The following is a 22,152-nucleotide window of genomic DNA, read 5'->3' on the forward strand; positions in this document are numbered from 1 at the left end:
GTTGTGTCCCGATTCACGGGTTAGCACCCAAGGACGGTCGCGAATAGGAGGCTTGAATGGCGAAACCGGCGAAGCAGCCTCTGAGTCTCGCCCTGCAGGGCGGCGGTGCCCATGGCGCCTACACATGGGGCGTCCTCGACAGGCTGTTGGAAGAGAATCGCTTCGATATCCGAGCCATCACAGCGACGTCCGCCGGTGCCATGAATGCTGTCGCGTTTGCCGGGGGCTATGGCGCAGGCGGGATGGACGGCGCGCGGCAGGCGCTGGAATCGCTGTGGCAGGCCGTATCGCACAGCGGCCGGCACGTACGTGCATATGGCGCCAACAATGCGGCCGCCTTTGCCTATGCCTCCGCCCTGCAGAGCTGGGCGAGCCCTTACGACCTGAACCCGCTGAAGCTGAACCCATTGCGCGATGCCGTAGAGGAGGTGATCGATTTCGAGGCTGTCCACGCCTCCGGCCTGCAGCTGTTCCTCAGCGCGACGGATGTGGAGTCCGGCCATGTGAAAGTGTTCACGGGAGACGAGGTGACACTTGATGCCGTGCTCGCCTCGGCCTGCCTACCGCAGACCTTCCAGGCGGTGGAGATCGACGGTCACGCCTATTGGGACGGCGGCTATATGGGTAATCCCAGCATATTCCCGCTGATCTATGCAGGCGCACCGACAGATGTGCTGCTCGTGACATTGAACCCCATCGAGCGGCCCGGCGTGCCGAAACGGGCAGGCGAGATCCAGGAACGCGTCAACGAGATCAGCTTCAACGCTGCCCTGATCGGGGAGCTGCGCGCCATCGCCTTTGTCCAGCGCCTGCTCGATGACGGCATGCTGAAGGCGCCGATGCTGAAGAAATACCGCCGCTTGAACGTGCATGCGATCCGCGGCGGGCAGGACCTGGTGGACCAGAGTCTGCACACCAAATTTGACACCAGCTGGCGTTACCTCACCAACCTGCGCGACAAGGGCCGGGCAGCGGCAGAGACCTGGCTCGCAGACGACGCAAACCTTGTCGGCACGAAACAGTCGAACTGCGACCTGCGGGAGGAATTCCTGAAGGGCTAAGCTTGTTTCAGGAACCAGACCCGGGCCGCGCCATAGTCGCGGGTGTCCAGCACCTCCCAGCCTTCCGGTGAGATCAGCTCGTCCGAGGCGGTCTCCACCACGGCGATGGCATCCTCCGCCAGCCACTTGCCCTCAGCGAGGCAGGCGAGCGCCGGGAGCACAAGGTCCTTGTGGTAAGGCGGGTCGAGGAAGGCGATCGTGAACGGGCTGCCGACACCGGCCGGCTTTTCGCCAAGGTCCGTCGCAGAGCGCCGGTGGATGCGCGTATTCCCGTAAAGGCCCAGCGTCTCGATATTGTCGCGGATCGCCCCGCGCGCCGCATGGTCGGTTTCCACGAACAGGCAGAAGGCGGCGCCCCGGCTGACCGCTTCAAGGCCCAATGCGCCGGAGCCTGCGAAGAGGTCGATCACCCGCGCGCCTTCGATCTCCGGCGCCCAGGGGGCGTGGGCGAGCATGTTGAACACGCTCTCGCGCGCACGGTCCGCCGTCGGCCGCGTGCCCTGTCCCTTCGGCGCGGCAATCGCGCGCCCCTTGTGCTGTCCGGCAATGATGCGCATGGCCTCTCCGTTTTTCCGCCCGCGCCTTAGCACGCCGCGCCGCAAAACACATCCTTGCGCTGCCGCGCCTGCGGGCTCACTCTGCCAGAGAATAATGGGAGGAAGGCATGGCAAACGTAACCACGGAAACCTTGGGGGCGGTCCGCCTCATTCGGTATGCCAATCCGCCGCGCCACTACATGACCGCCGAAGGGTCCGGCCAGATGCTGGCCGCGATCACCGAGGCTGACAGCGACCCCGCCATCCGCGCCATCATCCTGACTGGCACGGACGACGTGTTCGTCCGGCACTATGACGTCAGCGAGATCGTCGCCATCGGCGAGGCGGTGCAGGCCGGGGCGCTGAAACCGGAAGACTTCGAACAGGGCGGCTTTGCCGATATGGTCCGCGCGGTGTTTGAAACGCCGAAGCCGGTCATCGCGGCCATCAATGGCGTCTGCATGGGCGGTGGGTTTGAGCTGGCGCTCGCCTGTGACCTGCGGGTGGCGGCCAGCAGTGTGTCGCTGATCGGCCTGCCTGAGACGCGGATCGGCATCTTCCCGGGCGGCGGCGGCACCCAGCGCCTGCCGCGCATGATCGGTGAGGCGCGGGCACTGGAATTTATCCTGTTCGGCCAGACAGTCGATGCTGCCGGGGCGCTCGAACTCGGCCTTGTCCATGCGGTGGCGAATGACGCTGTGGCCCACGCGACCGATTGGGCGAACGAACTGGCCGGGCGCGGGGCGGAAGGTCTTGCCCATGCCAAGCGTCTCGTCCGGGGTGCGCTGACTTGGGGACTTGTCGAAGGCACCCGGCAGGAACAGCATGGTTTCCACAACGTGCTGAAGGCAGCCTCCGCCATGGCCGCAATGCGGGAATTTCTGGAGACGGGAGAAGACATCACAAGATGAGCCTTGCGCTGACTGATCCGATGGACCGCGCCCTGGAACTGGCACGTGCCGCTGCCGACGCGGGTGAAGTGCCTGTGGGCGCCGTCATCGTCGATCCGGAAACGGGCGAGATCGTCGCCGAAGGTGCCAATGCGCCGATCAGCGGCCACGACCCCACGGCCCATGCTGAGATCATTGCCCTGCGTCTTGCGGCTGCGGCGCGCGGCAATTACCGCCTCACCGGCCTCATCATGTATGTCACGCTTGAGCCCTGCGCGATGTGCGCAGGCGCGATCAGCCTTGCCCGGATCGGCAAGCTGGTCTTCGGCGCCTGCGATCCGAAAGGCGGCGCGGTGATCCACGGCGCGCGCTTCTTCGAACAGCCGACCTGCCACTGGCGGCCGGAGGTGGAGCAGGACGAAGCACGCGGCGAGGCGGCCAGCCAGCTGCTGAAGGATTTCTTCAAGGCTCGCCGAAAGTAGCTGGGGGCTAGCTGAAACCCTGCCTTTCACCCCTGACGCGCCGGAAATGCTTGCTTTCCTTGAGGGCACGCGATGCCTTGTTGGCGAAACAGGGAGATCCACATGACCGCGACCGTCAGAACAGAAAACGATATTTCCGTCGTCACCATGGATGACGGCAAAGCCAATGCGATCAGCCTCGACATGCTGGAAGCGGTCAACGCCTGTCTCGACGAAGCCGAGAAGGACGGCAAGGTGCTGGTGCTGACCGGACGCGAGGGCAAGTTCTCCGCCGGGTTCGACCTCAAATTCCTGGCGACGTCTGATGGCGACGGTGTGCGTAAGCTGGTCACCGGCGGCGGCAAGCTGGCCATGCGCCTCTTCACCTCGAAGATGCCGGTCGTCATCGCTTCGACCGGGCATTCCATCGCCATGGGCGCGTTCATCCTACTGGGTGGTGACACGCGGATCGGTACGCGCGGTGCCTTCAAGATTGGTGCGAATGAAACGGTCAACGGCATGACCCTGCCGGGCTTCGGCGTCGAACTGCCGCGGGCGCGCCTCAACCCATTGTACCTGACCGAGGCTCTGGTGCAGGCACGCCTGTACACGCCGGACGAGGCGGTGCCTGTCGGCTGGCTGGACAAGGTGGTTGAACCCGGCGCTCTGATGGATGCGGCCATGGAAACGGCCACCGCGCTGAAATCCATCGCCAATGGCGCGTATTACGGCAACAAGATGCTGGTGCGGAAACCGGCCATCGACGCGATCATGCCAACGCTGGAACAGTCGACCGTCTAAACCGCGACTATGGGCTCTGCGGGGGCGGCCGATGGCGCTAGTTCCCGCGAAATCTCCCGGATGAGATCCCGCAGCCAGGTCAGCGCAGGGTCCCCGGCATATTCGCGGTGCCAGTAGAGCGTCGATTCCGGCGCAGCGAAGTCGAATGGCAGCTCCTGCAGGACAAGCCCCGCATGTTCCACGATCTGGCGCGGTGCGACGAGCGCGAATTGTGTGTGCCGCACGATTTCCAGCGCCGGCATATAGTTCGGCAGACGGTGCGCCGGGGTGATGCGGCGGCCATGCGTGCGCGCCAGTTCCTCGATTAGGCTTCGGCCTTCCCGGCGGCTGGAGACGGTGATGTGGCGCAGCTCGAAGAAACGCTCGGGAGTCAGTGGTTGGTTCGCCTGCGGATGATCCGGCGACAGGACACAGACATAAGGCGTTTTCAGAAGCGCTTCGCGTTCCATGTCCATGCCGAGCAGGTCGGCCACGTCGATGGCGAGATCCAGGCGGCCGGTGGCGAGCTCGGCCGCGACTGCTGATCTGTGCAGCTGGCTCCACGAAATCCGCACGCCTGGCGCGACCTGTTCGAGCCGCGCTGCCAGGATCGGGGCGATCAGGAAGGCGCCGGCATCGCGGGCCGAGAGATTGAATACGCGAGTCGAGCGGGACGGTTCGAACACCGAACGTGGCTCCAGCCCCGACCGCAACCGGTCGAGCGCCTCGCGCACGGCGGGCATCAGGGCTTCGGCCATGGCGGTCGGCTTCACGCCGCGGCCTTCGCGCACGAATAGCGGGTCTTCGAAATGGGTGCGCAGCCGGGAGAGCGCATTGCTGACCGCGGGCTGGGTGATGTGCAGGAATTCACTCGCTCGCGTCAGGCTGCGCTCGTCATAAACCGCTTCCAGTACCGGTAACAGGTTCAGGTCGATGGACCGTAGGTTCATGGCAAGCTCACAATCATCACCATCTGTGATGTTTGGGCTTCATATAATAAAGTTACCGAATAGTCGAGCCTAGGGCATTGTCCGCTCCGTCGACAGTGGAGTAACCCAATGCGCGTGGCGCTACAGCCAGCCAGCCGCCTTCATCAGCATGACCGCGCCAATTGCGGTGACGAGGTATTTCATGCCGCGCTTGAAGTTCACGTCGCTCATCCGGTCCAGCACTTTGCCGCCAAGCGTGGTGCCGAGCATGGACAGGGGCGCCGCCGCCGCGATCAGCCACCAGGGCGGCAGGGCATGAACGCCCGCTGCCATGAGCACGGGCGTGCTCCAGAAAATGATTTTCACGAAGTGCGCCAGCACCTGCGTCACCGCCTTGGTTGCCACGATGGCGTGGCGCGTCATGTCGGTGTGGACAAAGAACTGGTCCAGCAGCGGGCCGGACACGCCGGCAATCGTATTCAGCGACTGAACGACAAAGCCCGCGCCTTCGGCCTGGAAGCGCTTCTGGATGTCGAGATCGAGCAGTTTTTTTGGCAGCCAGACCAGCATGGCAACGCAGCCCAGCAGCACATAGACCATTTGTTTGTCCGGCCGCCAGCTGAGCGCGAACAACAGGCCGACCGCCAGGACGGAACCCGTCGCGTAGCGGCGGAAGATGTGCCAGTCGATATGGTCCCGCCACAGGAAGGCGCGGTAACCGTTGGAGACCATCTGCACGGCGCCGTGCACGATCATCGCGGTCGCGACCGGCACCAGGGCTGCCAACACACCCATGAAGATGATGCCGCCCGCCATGCCGAAAATGCCCGAAATGAAACTGGTAACCAGCACAGTGACGAGAATGATGGCGGCAGCAATCGGGCTCATGCGCGCGATCTAGACCGGATTGCGATTCGGCGCAAAGCGGCGACCTTCCGCGCGGCCCCGTCAGAAAAGATTGCAAAGAAAGAATTTGCGGCCGGATGGCCGCACGGACTACCAATAGCTCAACGAAACGAAGTGAAGGAGGATAGCCATGGCTGATACTCAGCAATCCATGGACGCAATGGCCGAACTGAATGACCTGCGTATGTCGGAGGAGGCAAAGCCTCTCTACGAACATGTGAAGCGGTTCATCAAGGAAACGGTCGAACCGATGTATGAGGAATTCGAACGCCTCGGCGAGAACAAGACCGACATCTGGTCTTATGCGCCGGGCCAGCTCGAAGCTCTCGAAAAAGCCAAGGACGAAGCTAAGAAGCAGGGCCTCTGGAACTTCTTCCTGCCGGACGCCGAAACCGGCGAAGGCCTGAAGAACCTCGACTATGCCTACATCGCCGCCGAACTCGGCAAGGTGCCGCTGGCGTCGGAAACGATGAACTGTTCCGCGCCGGACACCGGGAACATGGAAGTTCTCGAACGTGTCGGTACGCCGGCCCAGAAGGAGCAGTGGCTGAAGCCGCTTCTCGAAGGCAAGATCCGCTCCGCCTTCGCCATGACCGAGCCGGCCCTGCCGTCGTCGGACGCCAAGAACGTCTCCATGAGCGCCGTTCTGGAAGGTGACGAGTGGGTGCTTAATGGTGAGAAGTACTATATCTCCGGCGCAGGCGACCCGCGCTGCAAGATCATGATTTGCATGGTGAAAACCAATGACGGCCCGGACGTGAACCGCCGTCAGTCGCAGATCCTGGTGCCGCTGCCGCATCCGGGTGTGACCATCGTCGGCCCGATGCACGTCTTCGGCGATCCGGATGCTCCGCATGGTCACATGCACATCCGCTTCGAGAACGTCCGTGTTCCGAAGGACAACATGCTGCTCGGCGAAGGCCGCGGCTTCGAAATCTCGCAGCTGCGTCTCGGCCCGGGCCGTATCCACCACTGCATGCGCTCCATCGGCGCGGCAGAGAAAGCCCTCGACCTCATGGTCGTGCGCGGCATGACGCGTCAGGCCTTTGGCCGCGACCTGATCAAGCTGGGCGGTAACCTCGAAAAAGTGTCTCGCGCACGGATCGAGATCGAAGCCATGCGCATGATGGTCCTCAAGGCCGCCAAGGCGATGGATGTCCTCGGCAACAAGGAAGCCCGCGTCTGGATCTCCATGGTCAAGGCCATGGTGCCGGAGCGCGTCTGCGATATCATCGACGATGCGATCCAGATCCACGGCGCCACAGGTGTGTCGCAGTGGACACCGCTGGCTCGCCTCTACGCCAACCAGCGCACGCTGCGTCTGGCTGATGGTCCGGATGAGGTGCACCATATGGTGGTGGGCCGCGCCGAGACCCGCAAGTACACCGGCGAAGAGGAAGATCCGGCGATGGCCGCTGTCTGGCGCAAATAAGCCAGCAGAGGCCTGATTGCAGGCCAGACTTCAACAAGGACAAATGGCGCGGCCCTCGAATGGGGACCGCGCTTTTTTTATGTTGCAGCGGCCTCCAGCGCGTCCTCCAGCCGGTCGTCACCCCAATAAAGCTCATCCTCGACGATGAAGCTCGGGGCACCGAAAATGCCGCGCTCGAAGGCTTCGTCCACATTCGCCTTGAGACGGTCCTTGTTCGCTTGGGTCTGCGCTCGGGCTAGCGCGTTCGGTCCGGCACCGGCCATCACGGCCAGCCGCTCCAGCAGGCCTGCATCGGCGATATCCTTTCCGTGCGCGAATTCCGCAGAATAGACGGCGCGCGTGAAATCCTCGCCCCAGTCTTCATCCAGTCCGACCAGCGCGATGCGCGCCGCGGCGAGCCCGTTTTGTGGGAAAGCACCAGGCCCCGTTTCCGGCAGGCGCTTAAAAGGGAGGTCATAGCGCTCCGCCCTGCGGGCCATGTCGCGCCACATATATTCGCCCTTCGCCTTGTAGATGTTGAAGGGGGACGTATCCCACCCCTGAGCGGAGAAAACCGGACCCAGCAGAAATGGCCGCCAGTGAACGGCCAGGCCACGCGCTTCGGCAGCCGCGCCGATGCGCATTGCTGTAAGATAGGAATAGGTCGATCCGAATTCGAACCAGAATTCGAGCGCGTGTGTCATCTGCGGCCCCGCTTGTCTCAAGCCGGCAAGCTAGAACCCTACAGGTCCGCAGGAAAGAGGGCGTTGTCCTAGAAGCGGAATGTATTGCCGAAGCGCAACACGGCGCTCGTCTGGACGGAGCGGAAGTTACGGCGGAAATCGTCGCCTTCGATATAGGCGCCGTGGCCGAGGGAAAAGAACACTTCGGTCTGAGGACGCAATTCCCAGTTCACCCGCCCGAAGAAGGACAGGCTGTTGCTGATATTGTCATACTGGGTCTGCGTCGTGACCGAGAGGTCCGTCGAGACGTTGAACACGGTTTCCAGCGATCCAATCTGTACGCTGATATTTCCGGACGGTACGGAAATATCCTCCCGCTTGTAGCCGGCCTTCAGGTCGACATGCGGGTTCGGGCGGAAGTTCACATTGAAATCGTAGCGCTTCGAATCGCCGCCATAGAAATCCTTGAACTCGATCTCTGACGTCGTGCCCCACGAACGGACATAGGAGGACTGAACGCGGAACTTCACGCCATTGTTGTCATAGACGCCGACTGGCACGACCAGCCTGCCGGGCAGGAAGAAAGGCGTATTGATATGCTCTTCGTTCTGGCTGGCGGTGAAAGTCAGGTCGTCTGTCCAGATCGTGTTGGCGTTCAGGACAAGCGAATTGACCGTGGTCTCGGCATTGCCGTCGAGGTCGGTGATGTATTCATGGCTGGTGCCGAATTGCCACCAGCGGAAGTGTCCGCCCGACTGGCGAAACCGCCGGTGCCAGTCGGCACTGAAGGTGCGCGTGCCGGGCCGGTTCACGAAGCCGAGCGCCGGGGCGAAATCCTCGCCAATCTGGCGGGCTTCCAGGCTCCAGGCCCATTTGTCGTTCGGATAGTCGAACTTCGCCCCGAAGGAATCGTCGTCCTCCAGCGTCGAGGAGAAGGTGCGCTGGTAGAATACGTCCGCCTGCATCCGCCCTCCGCCGAAGAAGGACGGCACGCGATAGCTGAAATCGGCCCCGGCCAGCGTGTTGTCCGACAGGCCCGTCGGGTCGCCATTGGTGGCAATAAAGCCCACACGGGACTGGTCCAGCACATCGACGGTGGCGCGAGCGACTGACAGGTTCTGCGACCCGATGGAGCCGGTGCTGCCGGTCTGCGCTGACAGGACACCGATTTCGATGCCGTTGATCTCACCGCTCAGTTTGAGGCCCGCATCCACTTTTACGGACTGGCCATTCACGATGCCAATGCGGCGGGAGAAGAATGGCTGGCCGTTCGGGGCACCAGCAAAGGTCTGGCCTGCGAATTCGAACAGCGCTGCGTCCTGCAGGAAGAAGTCCCGCGTTTCGGGGAAGAAGAGCGAGAAGCGGCCCGTATTGATCTGGCGATCGTCCAGCGGCGTGTCGGAGAAGTCCGTATTTAGCGTCAGGAGGCCGGTCAGGGACGGCGTGAACTTGTACGAGATGTTCGCGCTCGGTTCGATCGTCAGGTCGTCGTCGCGCGGCTGGGCCCAGCGCCGGTTTCCGGCAAGGCCCGCCTGCAGCTGCACGTCGAAGCCCTTGCCTTTGTTGATGTCCTGAATGCCTTGGATATAGCCAGGACGGGCGAAGGCGAACTTGTTGACTGACTGGTCGATCCCGGCCCAGCGGATTTCCTCGTTCGCGTGGGCGTGTTCGCGCGTCATCATCAGGCCCCAGCCGTCGGAGGCCGGGTCGAAGCTGAGCGACCGGAACGGCAGGGAAATTTCTGCCGTCCAGCCATCTTCCGTCAGCACGCTGTCGGCGTCCCAGATGATGTTCCAGGCATCCACGGGCGCCTGTCCATACCGGATCAGGCGCTCGGTGCGGGCACCAAGGGCATTGATGTCGAACCCGAAGCCGGACGTGCCGGTGTTGAACGGGTCAATATAGAAGCGGAACATGTCGTCCCGCCAGATTTCGCCGTCGCGCTCCAGCACAGACGCCAGGATCGCCTCTGGCATGTCGTCCTGTGCATAGATGCCGACATAAAGATTGTTTTCGTCATAGGCGAAATAGACGCGCGTCTCGACGCTGGGCGGGCCGACATTCGGTTCCACCTGGTAGAACTCCGTCACCTCGGCCGACTTCGACCACATGGCCTCATCCAGCTTGCCATCGATGACCGGGGCTTCGTTCGTGTCGATCCGCACCGGGCGGACCGTGGGCTGATAGGTGGTGAAATTGCGGACCGGCGGTTCGTCTTCAGCCATGGCCAGCCCGGCGCCGGACAAGGCGATGTAGGCGCCCAACATCCATCGATGCACGTCGATTTCCTCCCGGTACTTTACCCGACCGCCTTTGACGTATCGTTCTCTCGCTGCCCGTCGAATAGGTAGCGTCGCGCGGCAGCGCCAGCCCTTCTTTCGTTGCAGCCCGACATTTCTGCGAGTGCCTGAATTTCAGGCATGACGCTGCCATGGCTCTCCCACCAGACCTTGCGGAAGTCTGCAGGGACGGCTCTAACTTTCCGATCAGGGGTATGATGGAGAGAGGGTAGACGGATGAAGGTGTGGCAAGTGAGCCGTCGCATGCGCCAGATACACAATGTGCTGGCTCTGGTCGTGGGCACCCAGATTCTCCTCTGGATGGTCTCGGGTCTCTATTTCACCCTCTATCCAATTGAAACGGTACGTGGCGCACATCTGCGGGCGCCGGTGGAGCAGGTGCTGAACGTGCCGCCGGGGGGCTGGGTGCCGCCTGGGTCGCTGGCGGAAGGGGCGCGGGACGTCACGCTCAAACCCTGGCTTGGCCGTGCGGTCTATGTCGTGGAGCGCGGCACCGGAGCACGAATGTTCGACGCCGTCACTGGCGAACAGCTGAGCCCGTTGGGCGAGGCCAGTGCCCGGGCCGTTGCACAGGCAAACTGGGGCGGGCAGGGCACGTTGGCATCCGCGGAACTGGTCGACGCCGCCCCCTCCGAATCCGGCCGCGAGGGCGAGCCCATGTGGCGGATCGAGTTTGAAGGCAAAGACACGGCCACATTCTGGGTCACGCCGGATACAGGCGAGGTCCGCGCTGTGCGAACCGGCGTCTGGCGGTTGTTCGACCTGATGTGGGGCCTGCACATCATGGATTGGTCTGCCCGTGTAACCATCGCCAGCTGGTGGATGAAGGCCTTCGCCTTTGGCGGGCTGATGATGTCGCTTGCGGGCGCCTGGCTGCTCGTGCGGCGCGTTTCCATGGGGACATTGCTCCGCTAGGCGGCGTGGACAAATTTGAGCCAGTATCTGGCTGTGGCGATGTGGACCATGCCGAGGAAGCTGTTGGCCAGTTGATCGTATCGGGTGGCGATGGCGCGATTGATCTTGAGATGGCCAAACATGCGTTCGATGCGATTGCGCTGTCGGTAGAGCGCCTGGTCATACTCGATCTTCACACGGCGGTTTGATCGGCCGGGTATGACGGGTTCAATCTTCCGCTCTGCGAGATCGGCGCGAATGGTATCGGCATCGTAGCCTTTGTCCGCAAGGAAGGCCTCGGGTTTGCGTTCGGGCAGGTCGATCAGAGCATCATACGCCTTGCAGTCCGCTGCTTCGCCACCAGTCAGATGGAAGGCGAGCGGTCGTCCGAGGGTATCTGCCAGGCAGTGAAGCTTACTGGTGAACCCGCCCCGCGAGCGGCCAAGAGCGCGCCGATGAGTCCCCCTTTTCCGCCCGCTGCCGAGACATGGGCGCGAACTGTGGTGCTGTCGATGCTGTAGTGGCCGCTGTCTGCCATGACCTCGGCGAGCATCACCGCAACGGTCTCCCAGACCCCGGCTTCGCTCCACCGGCGGAACCGCCGATAGATGGTATTCCAGCTGCCATACTTGGGCGGAACGTCGCGCCATGGCGCGCCGCACCGCAGTCGCCAAAGGATTCCGTTAATAACTGCGCGGTTCTGCTCGGGACGCCTGCCTCGGCCACGGTTCTCAGGCTCAATAGGCAGCAAGCCCTTCAAAATGCGCCATTCTGCTTCGGTGAGATCGCCCCTGCTCAAGCCTGCCTCCAAAAAGCAGCCTTGAATCAACCCCACGCAGCTACGTCAACGGATCTTGCACGGTTTAGCAATTACCGATCATTTTCGAAATGCGCCGAGAAAGTCGCCCTTGCCTCGCTGTCGGAAATGACGTGCGCTTCACGCTCATTCTCTTCCCACCATGCCCCGCACGTCTGGCATCGTCGCAAATGCGCGTGAGCCTTCAGACTTGTCGCGACATGTTCGGGCAGGTCGCTGCGACCTGATAAAATCCCGCGCCGACATGTTTCGCAGCCGCTGTCGTTCCAATCGCTCATGCTTTAATCTTACGCACGTGAGTGCGCCTGGCAACGATCACGTAATGGCAAACGAACGGAGAAATTTGTCCACGCCGACTAGCACAGTTCGTCAGAAAGGCGCATTCCGGCAATCCTCGGGATTGCCGGAGGCGCGCAGTCATTTTTGCAACTGCATCCGTGTGTCCGGGATGTTCCGTGCCACCTGGGTTTCACCCAACCGGCTTGCGAAACGCAGCACGGTGAAGCCCAGCAGTCCGGACGCAATGGATCCCATCAGGACGCCCAGGCGGACCTGATCCAACTCGGCGGCTGTGCTGAAGGCGAGGCTGCCGATGAACAGGCTCATCGTGAAGCCCACGCCGGTCAGACAGGCGACGCCATAGACCTGTACCCAGCTGACGCCGGACGGCAGTCGCGCAATGCCAGACTTCACCGCCACATAGGTCAGGCCAAACACGCCGAGTTGCTTGCCGAAGAACAGGCCAAGCGCAATACCGAGCGGGACCGCCCCGGTCAGCGCGTCCAGGTCGACCCCGCGAAGGTCCACACCAGCATTGGCAAAGGCGAAGACAGGCAGGATCATGTAGGCGACCCAGGGATGGAGACCGTGCTCCAGCTTGTGAAGCGGCGACTGCCCGCTTTCCTTGCGCGGGGACAGCGGAATGGCGAGCGCCGTCAAGACGCCGGCAAGGGTCGCATGCACGCCGGACTTCAGTACACAGACCCAGATGAACATTCCAACCAGGACATAAGGTGCGATACGCTTGACGCCCATCCGGTTCATGAGCAGCAGGCCGGCAAATCCCATGGCTGCCAGGCCAAGCGCCTGAACCGAAAGCTGCTCTGTATAGAACAGGGCGATGATCAGGATCGCGCCGAGGTCGTCGATGATCGCGATGGCAAGCAGGAAGATCTTCAGTGCGACCGGCGCGCGCGTGCCAAGCAAGGCTAGAATGCCGAGCGCAAACGCAATGTCGGTTGCCGCGGGGATCGCCCAGCCGCGCAGGGTCTCCGGGGACGACATGTTGAGCATGACATAAAGCAATGCCGGCCCGGCCATGCCGCCAATGGCGGCCAGCGCCGGCAGCACGGCCTTGTCGAAGGACGACAACTCGCCTTCCAGGATCTCACGCTTGATCTCAAGTCCCACCAAAAGGAAGAAGACGGCCATCAGCCCGTCATTGATCCAGAGCAGCAGGGGCTTGGCGATTTCCAGCGCGCCAACCTGAACGGCCACCGGCGTCGAAAGAAAGCCGCCATACCAATGGCTGAATACGGTATTGTTCGCGGCAATCGCCAATGCAGCCGCCAGCATCAGAATGAGGCCGGCAGCGCTCTCAAGTCTGAGGAAATCCTGGATACGGGCGACAACTTTGGTCATGAACAATAATCCTTGTGCGCAGGGTAGCGGGGTCTGGTGATTGGCAAAAAGCAAACGATCCCGCCGGCAGTCCCCCCTGCCTGGCGGCTGAGGGTGTCGGAGAGTAGGGACCGGACAGAGGGAGCTGCCGGGGGATCGTGACGGCCAGGAGTGTTGGTCCTGTCAGGGGCAGGTCCTGGACGTGTTCAGGTGTGTGGGAGGGCTAGTCGTCAAGAAAGCCGAAGCGTTCCTTGCGCCGCCGCAGGCGGCCGCCTTCGCCTTCCCACCGACCGATGGCTTCGGTATCCTTGCGGGTGCGAATGCGTGCCGGAGCCAACTCGCCTCTGCGGGGGCGCTCTTTGCGCTCCCTGGGCTCTGCAAAATCGGCCATTTCCTCGAGGAAGTTCGTAATCAGATCTTTGAGGACAGACATTGTCTTTACCTTTTTCTATGCGCTGATTGGAACTCAGGCGGCCCGCCGGATACGGCGCCGGCGGCGGCGGTACTGGGAGGGCGTTTCCGCGATACTCTTGCTGTACCCGTCCGCTTTCGGACTGTTGTCAGTGGCATCCATGAACCGGCCGCCACGGCCCGGACTTGCCGGGCCAATCTGGCTCCCCGTCCAGAGGTCGTCGGTCAGTCGATACATTTGATTTGTCTCCTTTTGGCTCTTGCGATGCACCGGATATGAGGCCATATCCGCGATAGCACAAATCGAATGTATCTTTTCATCTGATAGGTTTTTCCGAAGTATGAGGCCAACCCTTCGCCAGCTCCAATACATTGTCGCCGTCGCGGAATCGGGCCGGTTCCGGGATGCCGCACTTCAATTGGGCGTCAGCCAGCCCAGCCTTTCCGAGCAGATTTCGGATGCAGAAGCGCAGCTGGGCGTGACACTGATCGAACGCGCCCGGACCGGTGCCGTGCTCACACCGGCAGGGGCGGAAGTCGTGCGCCGCGCACGGATTGTCCTGACTCAGGTGGAAGATCTGAAAACGGTTGCACGGCAGGTCGCCGGTGACCTCGCGGGGCGCTACAGGCTCGGCACATTGCCGACCATCGGGCCTTATCTGTTGCCGAGCGCCGTTCGGGAGCTGCACCAGCTCTACCCGGATCTCCGACTGGGCGTCCGGGAAGAGCGGACGATCGACCTTGATGAAAAACTCAATGACGGCCGGCTCGACATGATCATTTCGACGGCTGAGGATCATCTGAATTCAGAGTCCATGCAGCTCTTCGATGAGCAGCTCTATGTCTGTACAGCATCGGACGATCCGATCGGCGGAGGAGACGGGGCGCTGAAGCTTTCGGCGCTCAAGGGCCGGGAAGTGCTCAGTCTGGGGTATGGTCACCGCCTCAGTACGGTGGTGCAGAAACTGGCCGAAGCAGCAGGCGCCCATGTGTCGACGGAATACGAAGGCACCTCGCTTGACGCGATCCGGCAGATGGCAGGCATGGGCGCAGGCATTGCAATTGTTCCCAGTCTTTATGCCGTGATGGAGGCAAGCAAAGACCCGGACCAGATTGTTCGTCCAATCGATCATCCCCTGGCGCGCCGCCAGATCAGCCTGGTGTGGCGGTCCGGGTCTCCTCTTGAGCAAAACATCCAGAAACTGGGACTGGTTTTCCGGGATGTGGCGGCGGATCTTTTGCCGCAGGCAGGAAAATCGGTGAAAGGAAAAACCTAACCAGCATTCAGTTTCATTCGATTTTACTTATCGTGCCCTTTCGTCCACCTTCCGGTTACAGACAAAATGGAAGGATCCGAAAGATTGGTGTACGGTATTGTTCAAGTTTTGCCGGCTCGGCCAGTTTCAGCGCGCAGTGAGTCATCGCGCACAAGTGCAGATGACCTGCGGACTGCGGCGTTTGAATGCCGGTGGCCGATAAGCCCGGACAGCCTGCGCGAGGTCATCCTGTCACGCGTTGACTGGGGTCCGTTTGACATTTCTTGCCGCAGGGACCCCGAGAGCGAAGACCTGTGTCTGTGTACCGTTCACTATACAGGCCCCCTTCGGGAGCGCCCGCACCTCATGGCCAGCTTCTGGCATGTGATGGAGCAGTTTTCGTTTTATGCGGGCCGGGTGCGCGAGCAAGAGGGGCGCATGGGATACAAAGATCGCATGCGCGTAACTGGTTCGCGCTAAAGGTCCGCCGCCGCTTTGGCAGTTTGTGCGGGCGAGGGCAGGCTCACGGCCTCTAACGTCCGGTTCCCCCGCAGGGGGTCAGTCGGAAAAGCACAGCTTGTTTCCATCAAGGTCTCTGACATAGGCGGAGTAACGCGGTCCACGCTGGCCCGGCGCACCTTCGCAGGTGCCGCCGAGGTCAATGGCCCGTTCATGAAATTGTCTGACCGCTTTGGCGGTCCCGACACAGAAGCCCACCATGGTTCCATTCCCATTGGTGGCAGGCTTCTCGTCAAAGGGCAGCGCCGCCGCAAATGCAAAATCCTCACCCAGCCAGTAGGTCATCCTGTCTGACGGGGAGACACGCTTCAGGCCAGACGGCACGAAGAGCGCATCGTAAAACCTCGTGGAGGCGGTCATGTTGTTTGTTCCGAGAACGACATAGTTCATTTTCATGGCGGGATCTCCTGTGCGCCGATGACAGGATATCACCGGCCTGGTTCCTGGTGTGTCCGCCTCTTATTGATAAATACGACATTTTATGTCCTATTTCTTAGATGGCGCGGACGAACACGACAGGCAGGTTGAGGCGGATGGAATTGCTGGCCGTCCGGCTGAAGCAGGACGCGCATTGCACGGTCAGCGATCTGGCACGCCAGTTCGGGGTCAGCGAGCGAACGATCTCGCGAGATCTTTCCCTCATGCGGGATCAGGGCATGCAGATCGACGCCGACCGCGGAAGGGGCGGAGGTGTCCGGCTGGACCGCAACTGGGGTGTTGGTCGGATCAACCTGGCCTATTCGGAGGCAGTCGACCTTCTGATCAGCCTCGCCGTCGCAGAGCAAATGAACTCGCCCATGTTTCTGGCGAATCTGGACTCGGTCAGGCGGCAATTGGTGGCCTCCTTTTCGCCGGCAAAACGCGACACGGTGGAGCACCTGAAATCTCGCATCCTCGTGGGGGTTACGGCGTCGACCTATGTCCAGGCGGGGACCGCATCGCCGCCGAAGCCGGTCGTTCAGGCCTTGCATCAGGCGTTCACCGATCAGGAGATGCTGGAGATACGATATCAGAGAGAGGATGGTGAGACGTCCAAACGGATCATCGAACCGCACTACCTTCTGCTGAAATACCCGGTCTGGTACGTCGTCGGATTTGACCATTTGCGGAAGGCGCCGCGCACATTTCGCTGCGACCGCATATTGGCCGCGTCAAGAACGGGTACCCATTTCCACCTTTTGCCCAAGGAAGACTTCCCGCTGATGCCGGATGGAGACGAATTGGTGATGTGATCGCCTCCGGCCTTGCAGGCCGGTTCGTCAGAACGGCACGTTCGGGTCGTCCTCGCCTTCGCCGCCGGGGGCGAGGCCGAGGAAGTCGAAGACTTTCGGATCGTGCAAATGGCTCGGCCGGACGGTGGCGAGGGCGTGGGCCATCACCTGGCGGACGCCGGGTTTCTTGCGTTCCCATTCGGTCAGCATCTGTTTCATCGCCACGCGCTGCAGGCCGTCCTGGCTGCCGCACAGATTGCACGGGATGATCGGGAAATTCATCGCGACTGAAAACTTTTCAAGATCCTCCTCCGCCGCAGTGATCAGGGGACGGAGCACCATGACGTCGCCCTCGTCGTTCAGCAGCTTCGGCGGCATCGCGGCGAGGCGGCCGCCATGGATGAAGTTCATCATGAAGGTCTCCAGCGCATCGTCGCGGTGGTGGCCAAGCACAATGGCCTCGCAGCCTTCCTCCCGCGCGATACGGTAGAGAATGCCCCGGCGCAGGCGCGAGCACATGGAGCAGAAAGTCCGCCCCTCGGGCACCTTGTCGGTGACAATGGAATAGGTGTCCTCGGTCACGATACGGTAGGGCGCGTCTATCTTCTCCAGCCATTCCGGCAGGATGTGTTTGGGAAAGCCGGGCTGGCCCTGGTCGAGGTTGCAGGCGATCAGGTCCACCGGCAGGGCGCCCTGGTATTGCAAATCCATCAGAACGGCGAGGAGGCCATAGCTGTCCTTGCCGCCGGAGAGGCAGACCAGCCATTTCGGCCGGGAGGCGTCACCGCTTTCCACCGCGCGCCGGTCAACCATGCCATAGGTGTCGATCGCCTGAAGGGCGCCGCGCACCAGTCGCTTGCGCAGCTTCTTGAAGCTCACCGAATCCGGCGTCTCCGCGAACAGCGGCGGCGCACCGGTGAAAGAGGTCACATCATCTGCCATGGCGTGCAGCTTTGCCATGGCTGGGCGCCAATGCACAAGCCCGGGAAGACGGCAAGCCCGGGCTGTGTCATGAGGGGATCCATCAGACTTGTTTCCAATTCCGGAGGCTTTCATGAAGCTGCACGTGTCGTCAGACCTGCGCTATTCTTTCCAGCCCGGGACAGGGGCCGTTGTTTCGGTTCATGCGGCGACCTCACCGGACCAGGCCGTCATATCGGAAAACCTTGAGATCGACCCGCTGCCAGAGCTGGTCTTCGATCCGGCGGATGCTCGCGGCGAGCGCCGGTTCCGGGGGGAGTTCTCCGGCGATGTACGCATCCGGTACGAAGCGATTGTCGACAATGGTACGCGATCTCTCCTTCCATCCGGAGCGACCCGGCACGCCTGGCCGGACCTTCCGACCGAAGCGCTCGTCTTCCTGTTGCCCAGCCGCTATTGTTCGTCGGACCGGTTCATCTCATTCGCGGAGAGAACGTTCGGAACGATCCCGCAGGGCGGCGCCATGGTGCAGGCGGTGCTGAACTGGCTTTCCGAAAACATCGAGTATGCGTTCGGCATCAGCAGTTCCGACACGACAGCCGAGCACACATTTGTTGAGCGCAAAGGCGTTTGCCGCGACTTTACCCATCTCGGCATCACGCTTTGCCGTGCGCTCAATATTCCGGCCCGCGCAGTCAGCGCCTATGCGATGGGGCTCGAGCCGCAGGATTTCCATGCGGTGTTCGAGGTGTATCTTGAGAACGCCTGGTGGCTCGTCGATCCAACCGGGCTGGTGCCGGTGGAAAATCTGGTCCTGATTGGTGTCGGGCGCGATGCTGCGGACATCGCTTTCCTGTCTACCTCGTCACCCTGCAGCCTGATCAGGCAGACTGTGAAGGTCTCGCCTGCGGTCTAGGTGAGGAACGGAATCCGGAACCAGCGCTTGATTTTCCACCAGCGGCGCAGGCGCTTGTTGTTCGGCGCGTCGTTGGCCCCGCGCGGGATCAGGATATCGTTCATCCGCGGCTGGTAATTCCGGATCAGGTCTTCCTCAACGCGCGCCCGGTCGGCCGGTTTTTTTACAACCATTACATGGCGTTCGGTCGCCCCGCGTTTCCACCACGCTTCCCACCAGCGCTCATGTCCGATCAGGCGCGAGCGGAAATTGGTGGCCTTGCCGATATACAGCGGCTCCAGGAAGAACACGAAGCGGCGGCGCACAAAGATGTAGATTCCGCCCTCATCCGGCAGGCCCTTGCGCGTCAGCGTAATATTGAATCGGTACGGCCGGCCGGACTCGCCCCACCAGGTATGCCAGCCAAACAACAGGATCATGGGTCCCTCCACGTCGATTCCGCGAAGCTCGGCTGAGACGGTTAATGGGCGGTTAACCCTCTGGCATCTGGTGAACGTAGACTTCGTTGTGCGTGATCAGGCCGTCTTCGATGATGACGAGGTCAAACCCACGCATCAGGCCGTCCTTGCCGCCTTCGCCGATATGGCAATACCAGCGGCCGCAATAGCCGCCGGGGATCGGCCAGGTTTCGTCAGGCTTGTAGACCATGGGCGGGGTCGCGCCGAAGAGGCCCGTCAGATAGGTCCGCAGCTCGTCCCGGCCCTGCAGGCCCCCGGCGGTTTGCGGATCCTTGTAGACCGTGTCCGGCGAATAGAAGCTGACGAGGCGCTCGACATCCTTGCGGCTCCAGGCATCCAGCCAGCCGGCATTGAAACCATCGATGCTGAAACTCATGCGGCGGTCTCCGTAGCTTCGCCCAGCACGCGGGCGCGGTGGGCTTCGGTAAAGAATTCCGGCGGCACGGTTTCGGGTCCGGCCATGATGGCGATACCGTGAATGCCGAGGCTCGGATCCTCGGCTTTCCGCGTGTGATAGGACAGGCGCCGGGCCTTGGCAGTCTCCCCGAACTCCATGTCGAGGATGGCCTGCAGTTGGCCTGCGAAGCGGAGCCGGCGCATGCGCTCTGCACGTTCTTCGGCATAAGAGCTGAAATCTGGTGCGGCGCCGTCTGGCGTCTCCTTCAGGATCTCAGACACGATACGCACATCGCGATAGGTGATCGAGAGGCCGAGGCCATTGATCGGGTCGTTCCAGCCCGCCGCATCTCCGATGAGCACGCAGCCCTGGGCAAACGGTTCATCCGTCCAGCTGTCATTGTTGAAATAAGAGTAGAGCGGCCCCGCGGGCGTACCGTCCGCGAGCGCGGCGTTGTGTGGGGCGCATTCCATCCGGAATGCCTCGAGGAACCGTGCAGGGCCCTCTTCGCCCGCGAAGCGGCCTTTCTCTTCCAGTGCATAGCCGCCATAGACCCGCACGCGACCGTCGCCCTGCGGGAAAGCGAGGAAGCCGAAGCCGCCCTCGGTGCCGATGGCCTGCCGCTTCGGATCCCAGCCTTCAACGTTCTCGACCAGCAGGCCGGTGAACCAGTGGTGCGGCCGGTCCTGATGCAGCTGGATGCCGGCGGCGGCGCGCACCATGGATTGCCGGCCTTCCGCGCCGACGATCAGGCGGGATTCAATCGTCTGCTGCTTGCCGTCATGTGTGAAGGTGACAGACGGCGCTTCGCCGAGCGTGACGGACTCGACGTTCACAGGCCGCAGGCAAGTCGCGCCCGCCGCCGCGGCGGCATCGTAGAGCATCTGGCAATGATGCGGATGGCCGATGCAGAGCGGACCCGGAATATCCGGGATCAGCATGTTCAACGGCAGGGGCGAAGCCTCGCACAGTTCCGGCGGCAGGCTTTCGTCATAAGTGATGTGTTCCGACAGATGATGCCCGCCCGCCGCGATCAGCGTGTCGTAGAGGCCGACGCGTTTCGTCTCCACCACGCCCCAGGGCGCAATCCATTCGCCGCGCACGCGGTCTTCGAATTCTTCGGATTTCTCCAGAACCAGCACGCTGCGCCCCGCCCGGGCCATGACGGTGGCCAGCGCGCTGCCGCCGATACCGCCGCCCACAATGACAAGATCGTAAAACATCGGTTTCCTCCATCCGGCCTCTGACGGGCCTTCAAAATGGAAGATGCCTCGAAGGCTGAGGGCTGACAAACCCTGACGCGGGGGAGGCCTGACGGGGCGTCAGGCTGACAGGCTCGCCTTGCGCACCGGGGCAAAGCTCATTCGGTGGCAGGGCGCCGGGCCGAGACGCGTCAGCGCTTCGGCGTGCGCTGCCGTGCCATAGCCCTTGTGCTGGGCAAGGCCATAGCCGGGATGCGCCGCGTCCAGATCCTGCATCAACGCGTCGCGGACGGTCTTGGCGAGGATGGAAGCGGCGGAGATCGCAGGCTCCTTCAGGTCGCCCTTCACGATCGCGCGGGCATCGCAGGTGAGACCGCCGGGCAGGGCGTTGCCGTCGATCAGCGCGAGGGACGGCGCGTGCTGCAATCCTTCCACCGCGCGCCGCATGGCAAGGAAAGTCGCCTCGCGAATGTTCAGCCGGTCAATCTCCTCGACGCTCGCATGCGCCACACACCAGGCCATCGCCCGTTCGCGGATCAGCGGAGCGAGGGCTTCGCGCTTTGCTTCGGACAATTTTTTTGAATCCGTCAGGCCTTCGATCGGTTGGGCAGGATCAAGGATCACGGCTGCTGCCGTCACCGGCCCGGCCCAAGGGCCACGGCCGGCTTCATCCACGCCGCAAATGAGGTTTCCGAACAGGTCCATGGGCCGAACAGATCGCGAGTCGGGCTTGCGCTCCACCGCGCAGCACGGTTCAACTGCCGCGAACGGCGGCTACCTCCGGAGACCAATCCCATGACCGAATTACTTGCTTCACCGGCCTTCTGGGGCAGCCTTGCCACCCTGACCTTCCTGGAAATCGTACTGGGTATCGACAATCTGCTGTTCGTGTCCATCGCGACCGGCAAGCTGAAGGGGGACCAGAAGCGGACGGCCACCCGCATCGGCGTCTGGGGTGCCATGGTGCTGCGCATCGCGATGCTGGGCCTGATCTTCTGGATCCTGCAGCTCGACAAGTCGCCTCTGTTCCACCTGCCGCATGCGCTGGCCGTCTTCGTGGCGAACGGCAGCACGGAGGTCATGCATCACGTCGAAGAAGTAACGCTGAAGGACCTCATCCTGTTCGGTGGCGGTCTGTTCCTTCTGTGGAAAGGCACGCAGGAAATCCACACCGCCGTGGAGGGCACCGGCCACGAAGAAACGACGGCGCAGGGCAGCTTCAGCAGCGTGGTCATCCAGCTGTTCGTGATCAACATTGTCTTCTCGCTGGACAGTGTGATCACCGCTATCGGCATGACGGACCTGCTGCCGGTGATGATCGGGGCCGTCGTCCTGTCGACCTTTGTCATGGCCGTCGCCGCCACCCCCCTGGCAAATTTCATTGCAGACCACCCGACGACCAAGATGCTCGCGCTGGCCTTCATCCTTCTTGTCGGGGTGGCGCTTGTGGCCGACGGTCTCGGCTTCCATATTCCGAGAGGCTATCTCTACTTTGCTATTGCATTCTCGCTGGCGGTGGAGCTGCTCAACATTCAGGCGCGGAAACAGGCGCCAAAAGCTGGAGGACACTGAC

The 22,152-nt window shown here is 62.2% G+C and carries 25 protein-coding genes; 10 read left to right on the plus strand and 15 right to left on the minus strand.

Annotated elements, in window-relative coordinates; genetic code table 11:
* The first annotated feature begins 56 nt into the window (after positions 1 to 56).
* A complete protein-coding gene (locus HY17_RS09095) occupies positions 57 to 1,061 on the plus strand; it encodes a patatin-like phospholipase family protein (protein ID WP_034766042.1) in 1,005 nt (334 codons plus the stop codon).
* Here HY17_RS09095 and rsmD read toward each other — a convergent pair.
* On the minus strand, positions 1,058 to 1,618 hold the full coding sequence (gene rsmD / locus HY17_RS09100) for a 16S rRNA (guanine(966)-N(2))-methyltransferase RsmD (RefSeq protein WP_034766043.1): 561 nt from the start codon (positions 1,616 to 1,618) through the stop codon (positions 1,058 to 1,060). The genes HY17_RS09095 and rsmD overlap by 4 nt on opposite strands.
* 107 nt (positions 1,619 to 1,725) lie before the next feature.
* Between rsmD and HY17_RS09105 the strand changes: the two genes are divergently transcribed.
* The 3 genes from HY17_RS09105 (at position 1,726) to HY17_RS09115 (ending at position 3,749) form a co-directional block, all read left to right on the plus strand.
* A complete protein-coding gene (locus HY17_RS09105; RefSeq protein WP_051599873.1) occupies positions 1,726 to 2,508 on the plus strand; it encodes an enoyl-CoA hydratase/isomerase family protein in 783 nt (260 codons plus the stop codon).
* Entirely contained in the window at positions 2,505 to 2,969 is a 465-nt protein-coding gene (locus tag HY17_RS09110; protein WP_233348733.1) for a nucleoside deaminase, read from the plus strand. Before HY17_RS09105 ends, HY17_RS09110 begins: the two co-directional genes overlap by 4 nt.
* Positions 2,970 to 3,071: 102 nt before the next feature.
* Complete coding sequence (locus tag HY17_RS09115; protein ID WP_034766044.1) at positions 3,072 to 3,749, plus strand: crotonase/enoyl-CoA hydratase family protein; 678 nt, start codon at positions 3,072 to 3,074, stop codon at positions 3,747 to 3,749.
* On the opposite strand, the gene HY17_RS09120 is transcribed toward HY17_RS09115, so the two are convergent.
* Positions 3,746 to 4,678 (minus strand): LysR substrate-binding domain-containing protein, encoded by a 933-nt coding sequence (locus tag HY17_RS09120; protein WP_034766045.1) that lies wholly within the window; start codon positions 4,676 to 4,678, stop codon positions 3,746 to 3,748. The genes HY17_RS09115 and HY17_RS09120 overlap by 4 nt on opposite strands.
* Positions 4,679 to 4,798: 120 nt before the next feature.
* Complete coding sequence (locus HY17_RS09125) at positions 4,799 to 5,545, minus strand: sulfite exporter TauE/SafE family protein (RefSeq protein ID WP_034766048.1); 747 nt, start codon at positions 5,543 to 5,545, stop codon at positions 4,799 to 4,801.
* Positions 5,546 to 5,693: 148 nt separating this feature from the next.
* Here HY17_RS09125 and HY17_RS09130 point away from each other — a divergent pair, with 148 nt between their 5' ends.
* Positions 5,694 to 6,995 carry an acyl-CoA dehydrogenase family protein gene (locus tag HY17_RS09130; RefSeq protein WP_051599874.1) on the plus strand — a complete coding sequence of 434 codons (1,302 nt, stop codon included), beginning with the start codon at positions 5,694 to 5,696 and terminating at the stop codon, positions 6,993 to 6,995.
* Positions 6,996 to 7,072: 77 nt separating this feature from the next.
* Here the strand turns inward: HY17_RS09130 and HY17_RS09135 are convergent, their stop codons facing one another.
* Positions 7,073 to 7,678 (minus strand): 2-hydroxychromene-2-carboxylate isomerase, encoded by a 606-nt coding sequence (locus HY17_RS09135; protein ID WP_034766049.1) that lies wholly within the window; start codon positions 7,676 to 7,678, stop codon positions 7,073 to 7,075.
* 68 nt (positions 7,679 to 7,746) lie between these two features.
* Positions 7,747 to 9,936 carry a sugar-binding protein gene (locus HY17_RS09140; RefSeq protein WP_139068833.1) on the minus strand — a complete coding sequence of 730 codons (2,190 nt, stop codon included), beginning with the start codon at positions 9,934 to 9,936 and terminating at the stop codon, positions 7,747 to 7,749.
* Positions 9,937 to 10,200: 264 nt separating this feature from the next.
* On the opposite strand from HY17_RS09140, the gene HY17_RS09145 reads away from it, so the two are divergent.
* Positions 10,201 to 10,872, plus strand: a complete 672-nt coding sequence (locus HY17_RS09145; RefSeq protein ID WP_139068832.1) for a hypothetical protein — start codon at positions 10,201 to 10,203, stop codon at positions 10,870 to 10,872.
* Here the strand turns inward: HY17_RS09145 and HY17_RS19910 are convergent.
* The 4 genes from HY17_RS19910 to HY17_RS09170 form a co-directional block, all read right to left on the minus strand.
* Positions 10,869 to 11,650 (minus strand): IS5 family transposase gene (locus HY17_RS19910; protein WP_197020254.1). Its coding sequence is split into 2 segments (ribosomal slippage): positions 10,869 to 11,311 and positions 11,311 to 11,650, totalling 783 coding nucleotides; the frame shifts between segments, so codons are not numbered across the junction. The genes HY17_RS09145 and HY17_RS19910 overlap by 4 nt on opposite strands.
* Positions 11,651 to 12,085: 435 nt before the next feature.
* Positions 12,086 to 13,309, minus strand: coding sequence for a Na+/H+ antiporter NhaA (gene nhaA / locus HY17_RS09160; protein ID WP_051599876.1), 1,224 nt, complete (start codon positions 13,307 to 13,309; stop codon positions 12,086 to 12,088).
* A gap of 202 nt (positions 13,310 to 13,511) precedes the next feature.
* Positions 13,512 to 13,721, minus strand: a complete 210-nt coding sequence (locus HY17_RS09165; RefSeq protein WP_034766053.1) for a hypothetical protein — start codon at positions 13,719 to 13,721, stop codon at positions 13,512 to 13,514.
* A gap of 33 nt (positions 13,722 to 13,754) precedes the next feature.
* Positions 13,755 to 13,937: a hypothetical protein gene (locus tag HY17_RS09170; protein WP_065382915.1), complete on the minus strand. Its 183-nt coding sequence runs from the start codon at positions 13,935 to 13,937 to the stop codon at positions 13,755 to 13,757.
* A 103-nt stretch (positions 13,938 to 14,040) separates the two neighbouring features.
* On the opposite strand from HY17_RS09170, the gene HY17_RS09175 reads away from it, so the two are divergent.
* Positions 14,041 to 14,976: a LysR substrate-binding domain-containing protein gene (locus HY17_RS09175; RefSeq protein ID WP_034766058.1), complete on the plus strand. Its 936-nt coding sequence runs from the start codon at positions 14,041 to 14,043 to the stop codon at positions 14,974 to 14,976.
* Between the two features lie 537 nt (positions 14,977 to 15,513).
* Here the strand turns inward: HY17_RS09175 and HY17_RS09180 are convergent.
* Complete coding sequence (locus HY17_RS09180) at positions 15,514 to 15,870, minus strand: VOC family protein (protein ID WP_034766061.1); 357 nt, start codon at positions 15,868 to 15,870, stop codon at positions 15,514 to 15,516.
* A 137-nt stretch (positions 15,871 to 16,007) separates the two neighbouring features.
* Between HY17_RS09180 and HY17_RS09185 the strand changes: the two genes are divergently transcribed.
* A complete protein-coding gene (locus HY17_RS09185) occupies positions 16,008 to 16,706 on the plus strand; it encodes a YafY family protein (RefSeq protein WP_034766064.1) in 699 nt (232 codons plus the stop codon).
* 27 nt (positions 16,707 to 16,733) lie between these two features.
* On the opposite strand, the gene ttcA is transcribed toward HY17_RS09185, so the two are convergent.
* A complete protein-coding gene (gene ttcA, locus HY17_RS09190) occupies positions 16,734 to 17,627 on the minus strand; it encodes a tRNA 2-thiocytidine(32) synthetase TtcA (RefSeq protein ID WP_139068834.1) in 894 nt (297 codons plus the stop codon).
* Between the two features lie 112 nt (positions 17,628 to 17,739).
* Here ttcA and HY17_RS09195 point away from each other — a divergent pair, with 112 nt between their 5' ends.
* On the plus strand, positions 17,740 to 18,522 hold the full coding sequence (locus HY17_RS09195; protein WP_034766066.1) for a transglutaminase family protein: 783 nt from the start codon (positions 17,740 to 17,742) through the stop codon (positions 18,520 to 18,522).
* Here HY17_RS09195 and HY17_RS09200 read toward each other — a convergent pair.
* The 4 genes from HY17_RS09200 to rnhB form a co-directional block, all read right to left on the minus strand.
* Positions 18,519 to 18,941: a GIY-YIG nuclease family protein gene (locus tag HY17_RS09200; RefSeq protein ID WP_051599878.1), complete on the minus strand. Its 423-nt coding sequence runs from the start codon at positions 18,939 to 18,941 to the stop codon at positions 18,519 to 18,521. The genes HY17_RS09195 and HY17_RS09200 overlap by 4 nt on opposite strands.
* Before the next feature lie 52 nt (positions 18,942 to 18,993).
* Positions 18,994 to 19,356 carry a nuclear transport factor 2 family protein gene (locus tag HY17_RS09205; RefSeq protein WP_034766067.1) on the minus strand — a complete coding sequence of 121 codons (363 nt, stop codon included), beginning with the start codon at positions 19,354 to 19,356 and terminating at the stop codon, positions 18,994 to 18,996.
* Positions 19,353 to 20,600 carry an NAD(P)/FAD-dependent oxidoreductase gene (locus HY17_RS09210; protein WP_034766069.1) on the minus strand — a complete coding sequence of 416 codons (1,248 nt, stop codon included), beginning with the start codon at positions 20,598 to 20,600 and terminating at the stop codon, positions 19,353 to 19,355. Before HY17_RS09210 ends, HY17_RS09205 begins: the two co-directional genes overlap by 4 nt.
* Before the next feature lie 99 nt (positions 20,601 to 20,699).
* Positions 20,700 to 21,284 (minus strand): ribonuclease HII, encoded by a 585-nt coding sequence (gene rnhB / locus HY17_RS09215; RefSeq protein WP_034766073.1) that lies wholly within the window; start codon positions 21,282 to 21,284, stop codon positions 20,700 to 20,702.
* 90 nt (positions 21,285 to 21,374) lie between these two features.
* Here rnhB and HY17_RS09220 point away from each other — a divergent pair, with 90 nt between their 5' ends.
* Positions 21,375 to 22,151 (plus strand): TerC family protein, encoded by a 777-nt coding sequence (locus tag HY17_RS09220; protein WP_034766075.1) that lies wholly within the window; start codon positions 21,375 to 21,377, stop codon positions 22,149 to 22,151.
* Position 22,152 lies beyond the last annotated feature (1 nt).

This window comes from Hyphomonas sp. CY54-11-8 (assembly GCF_000682735.1).
Classification (GTDB): domain Bacteria; phylum Pseudomonadota; class Alphaproteobacteria; order Caulobacterales; family Hyphomonadaceae; genus Hyphomonas.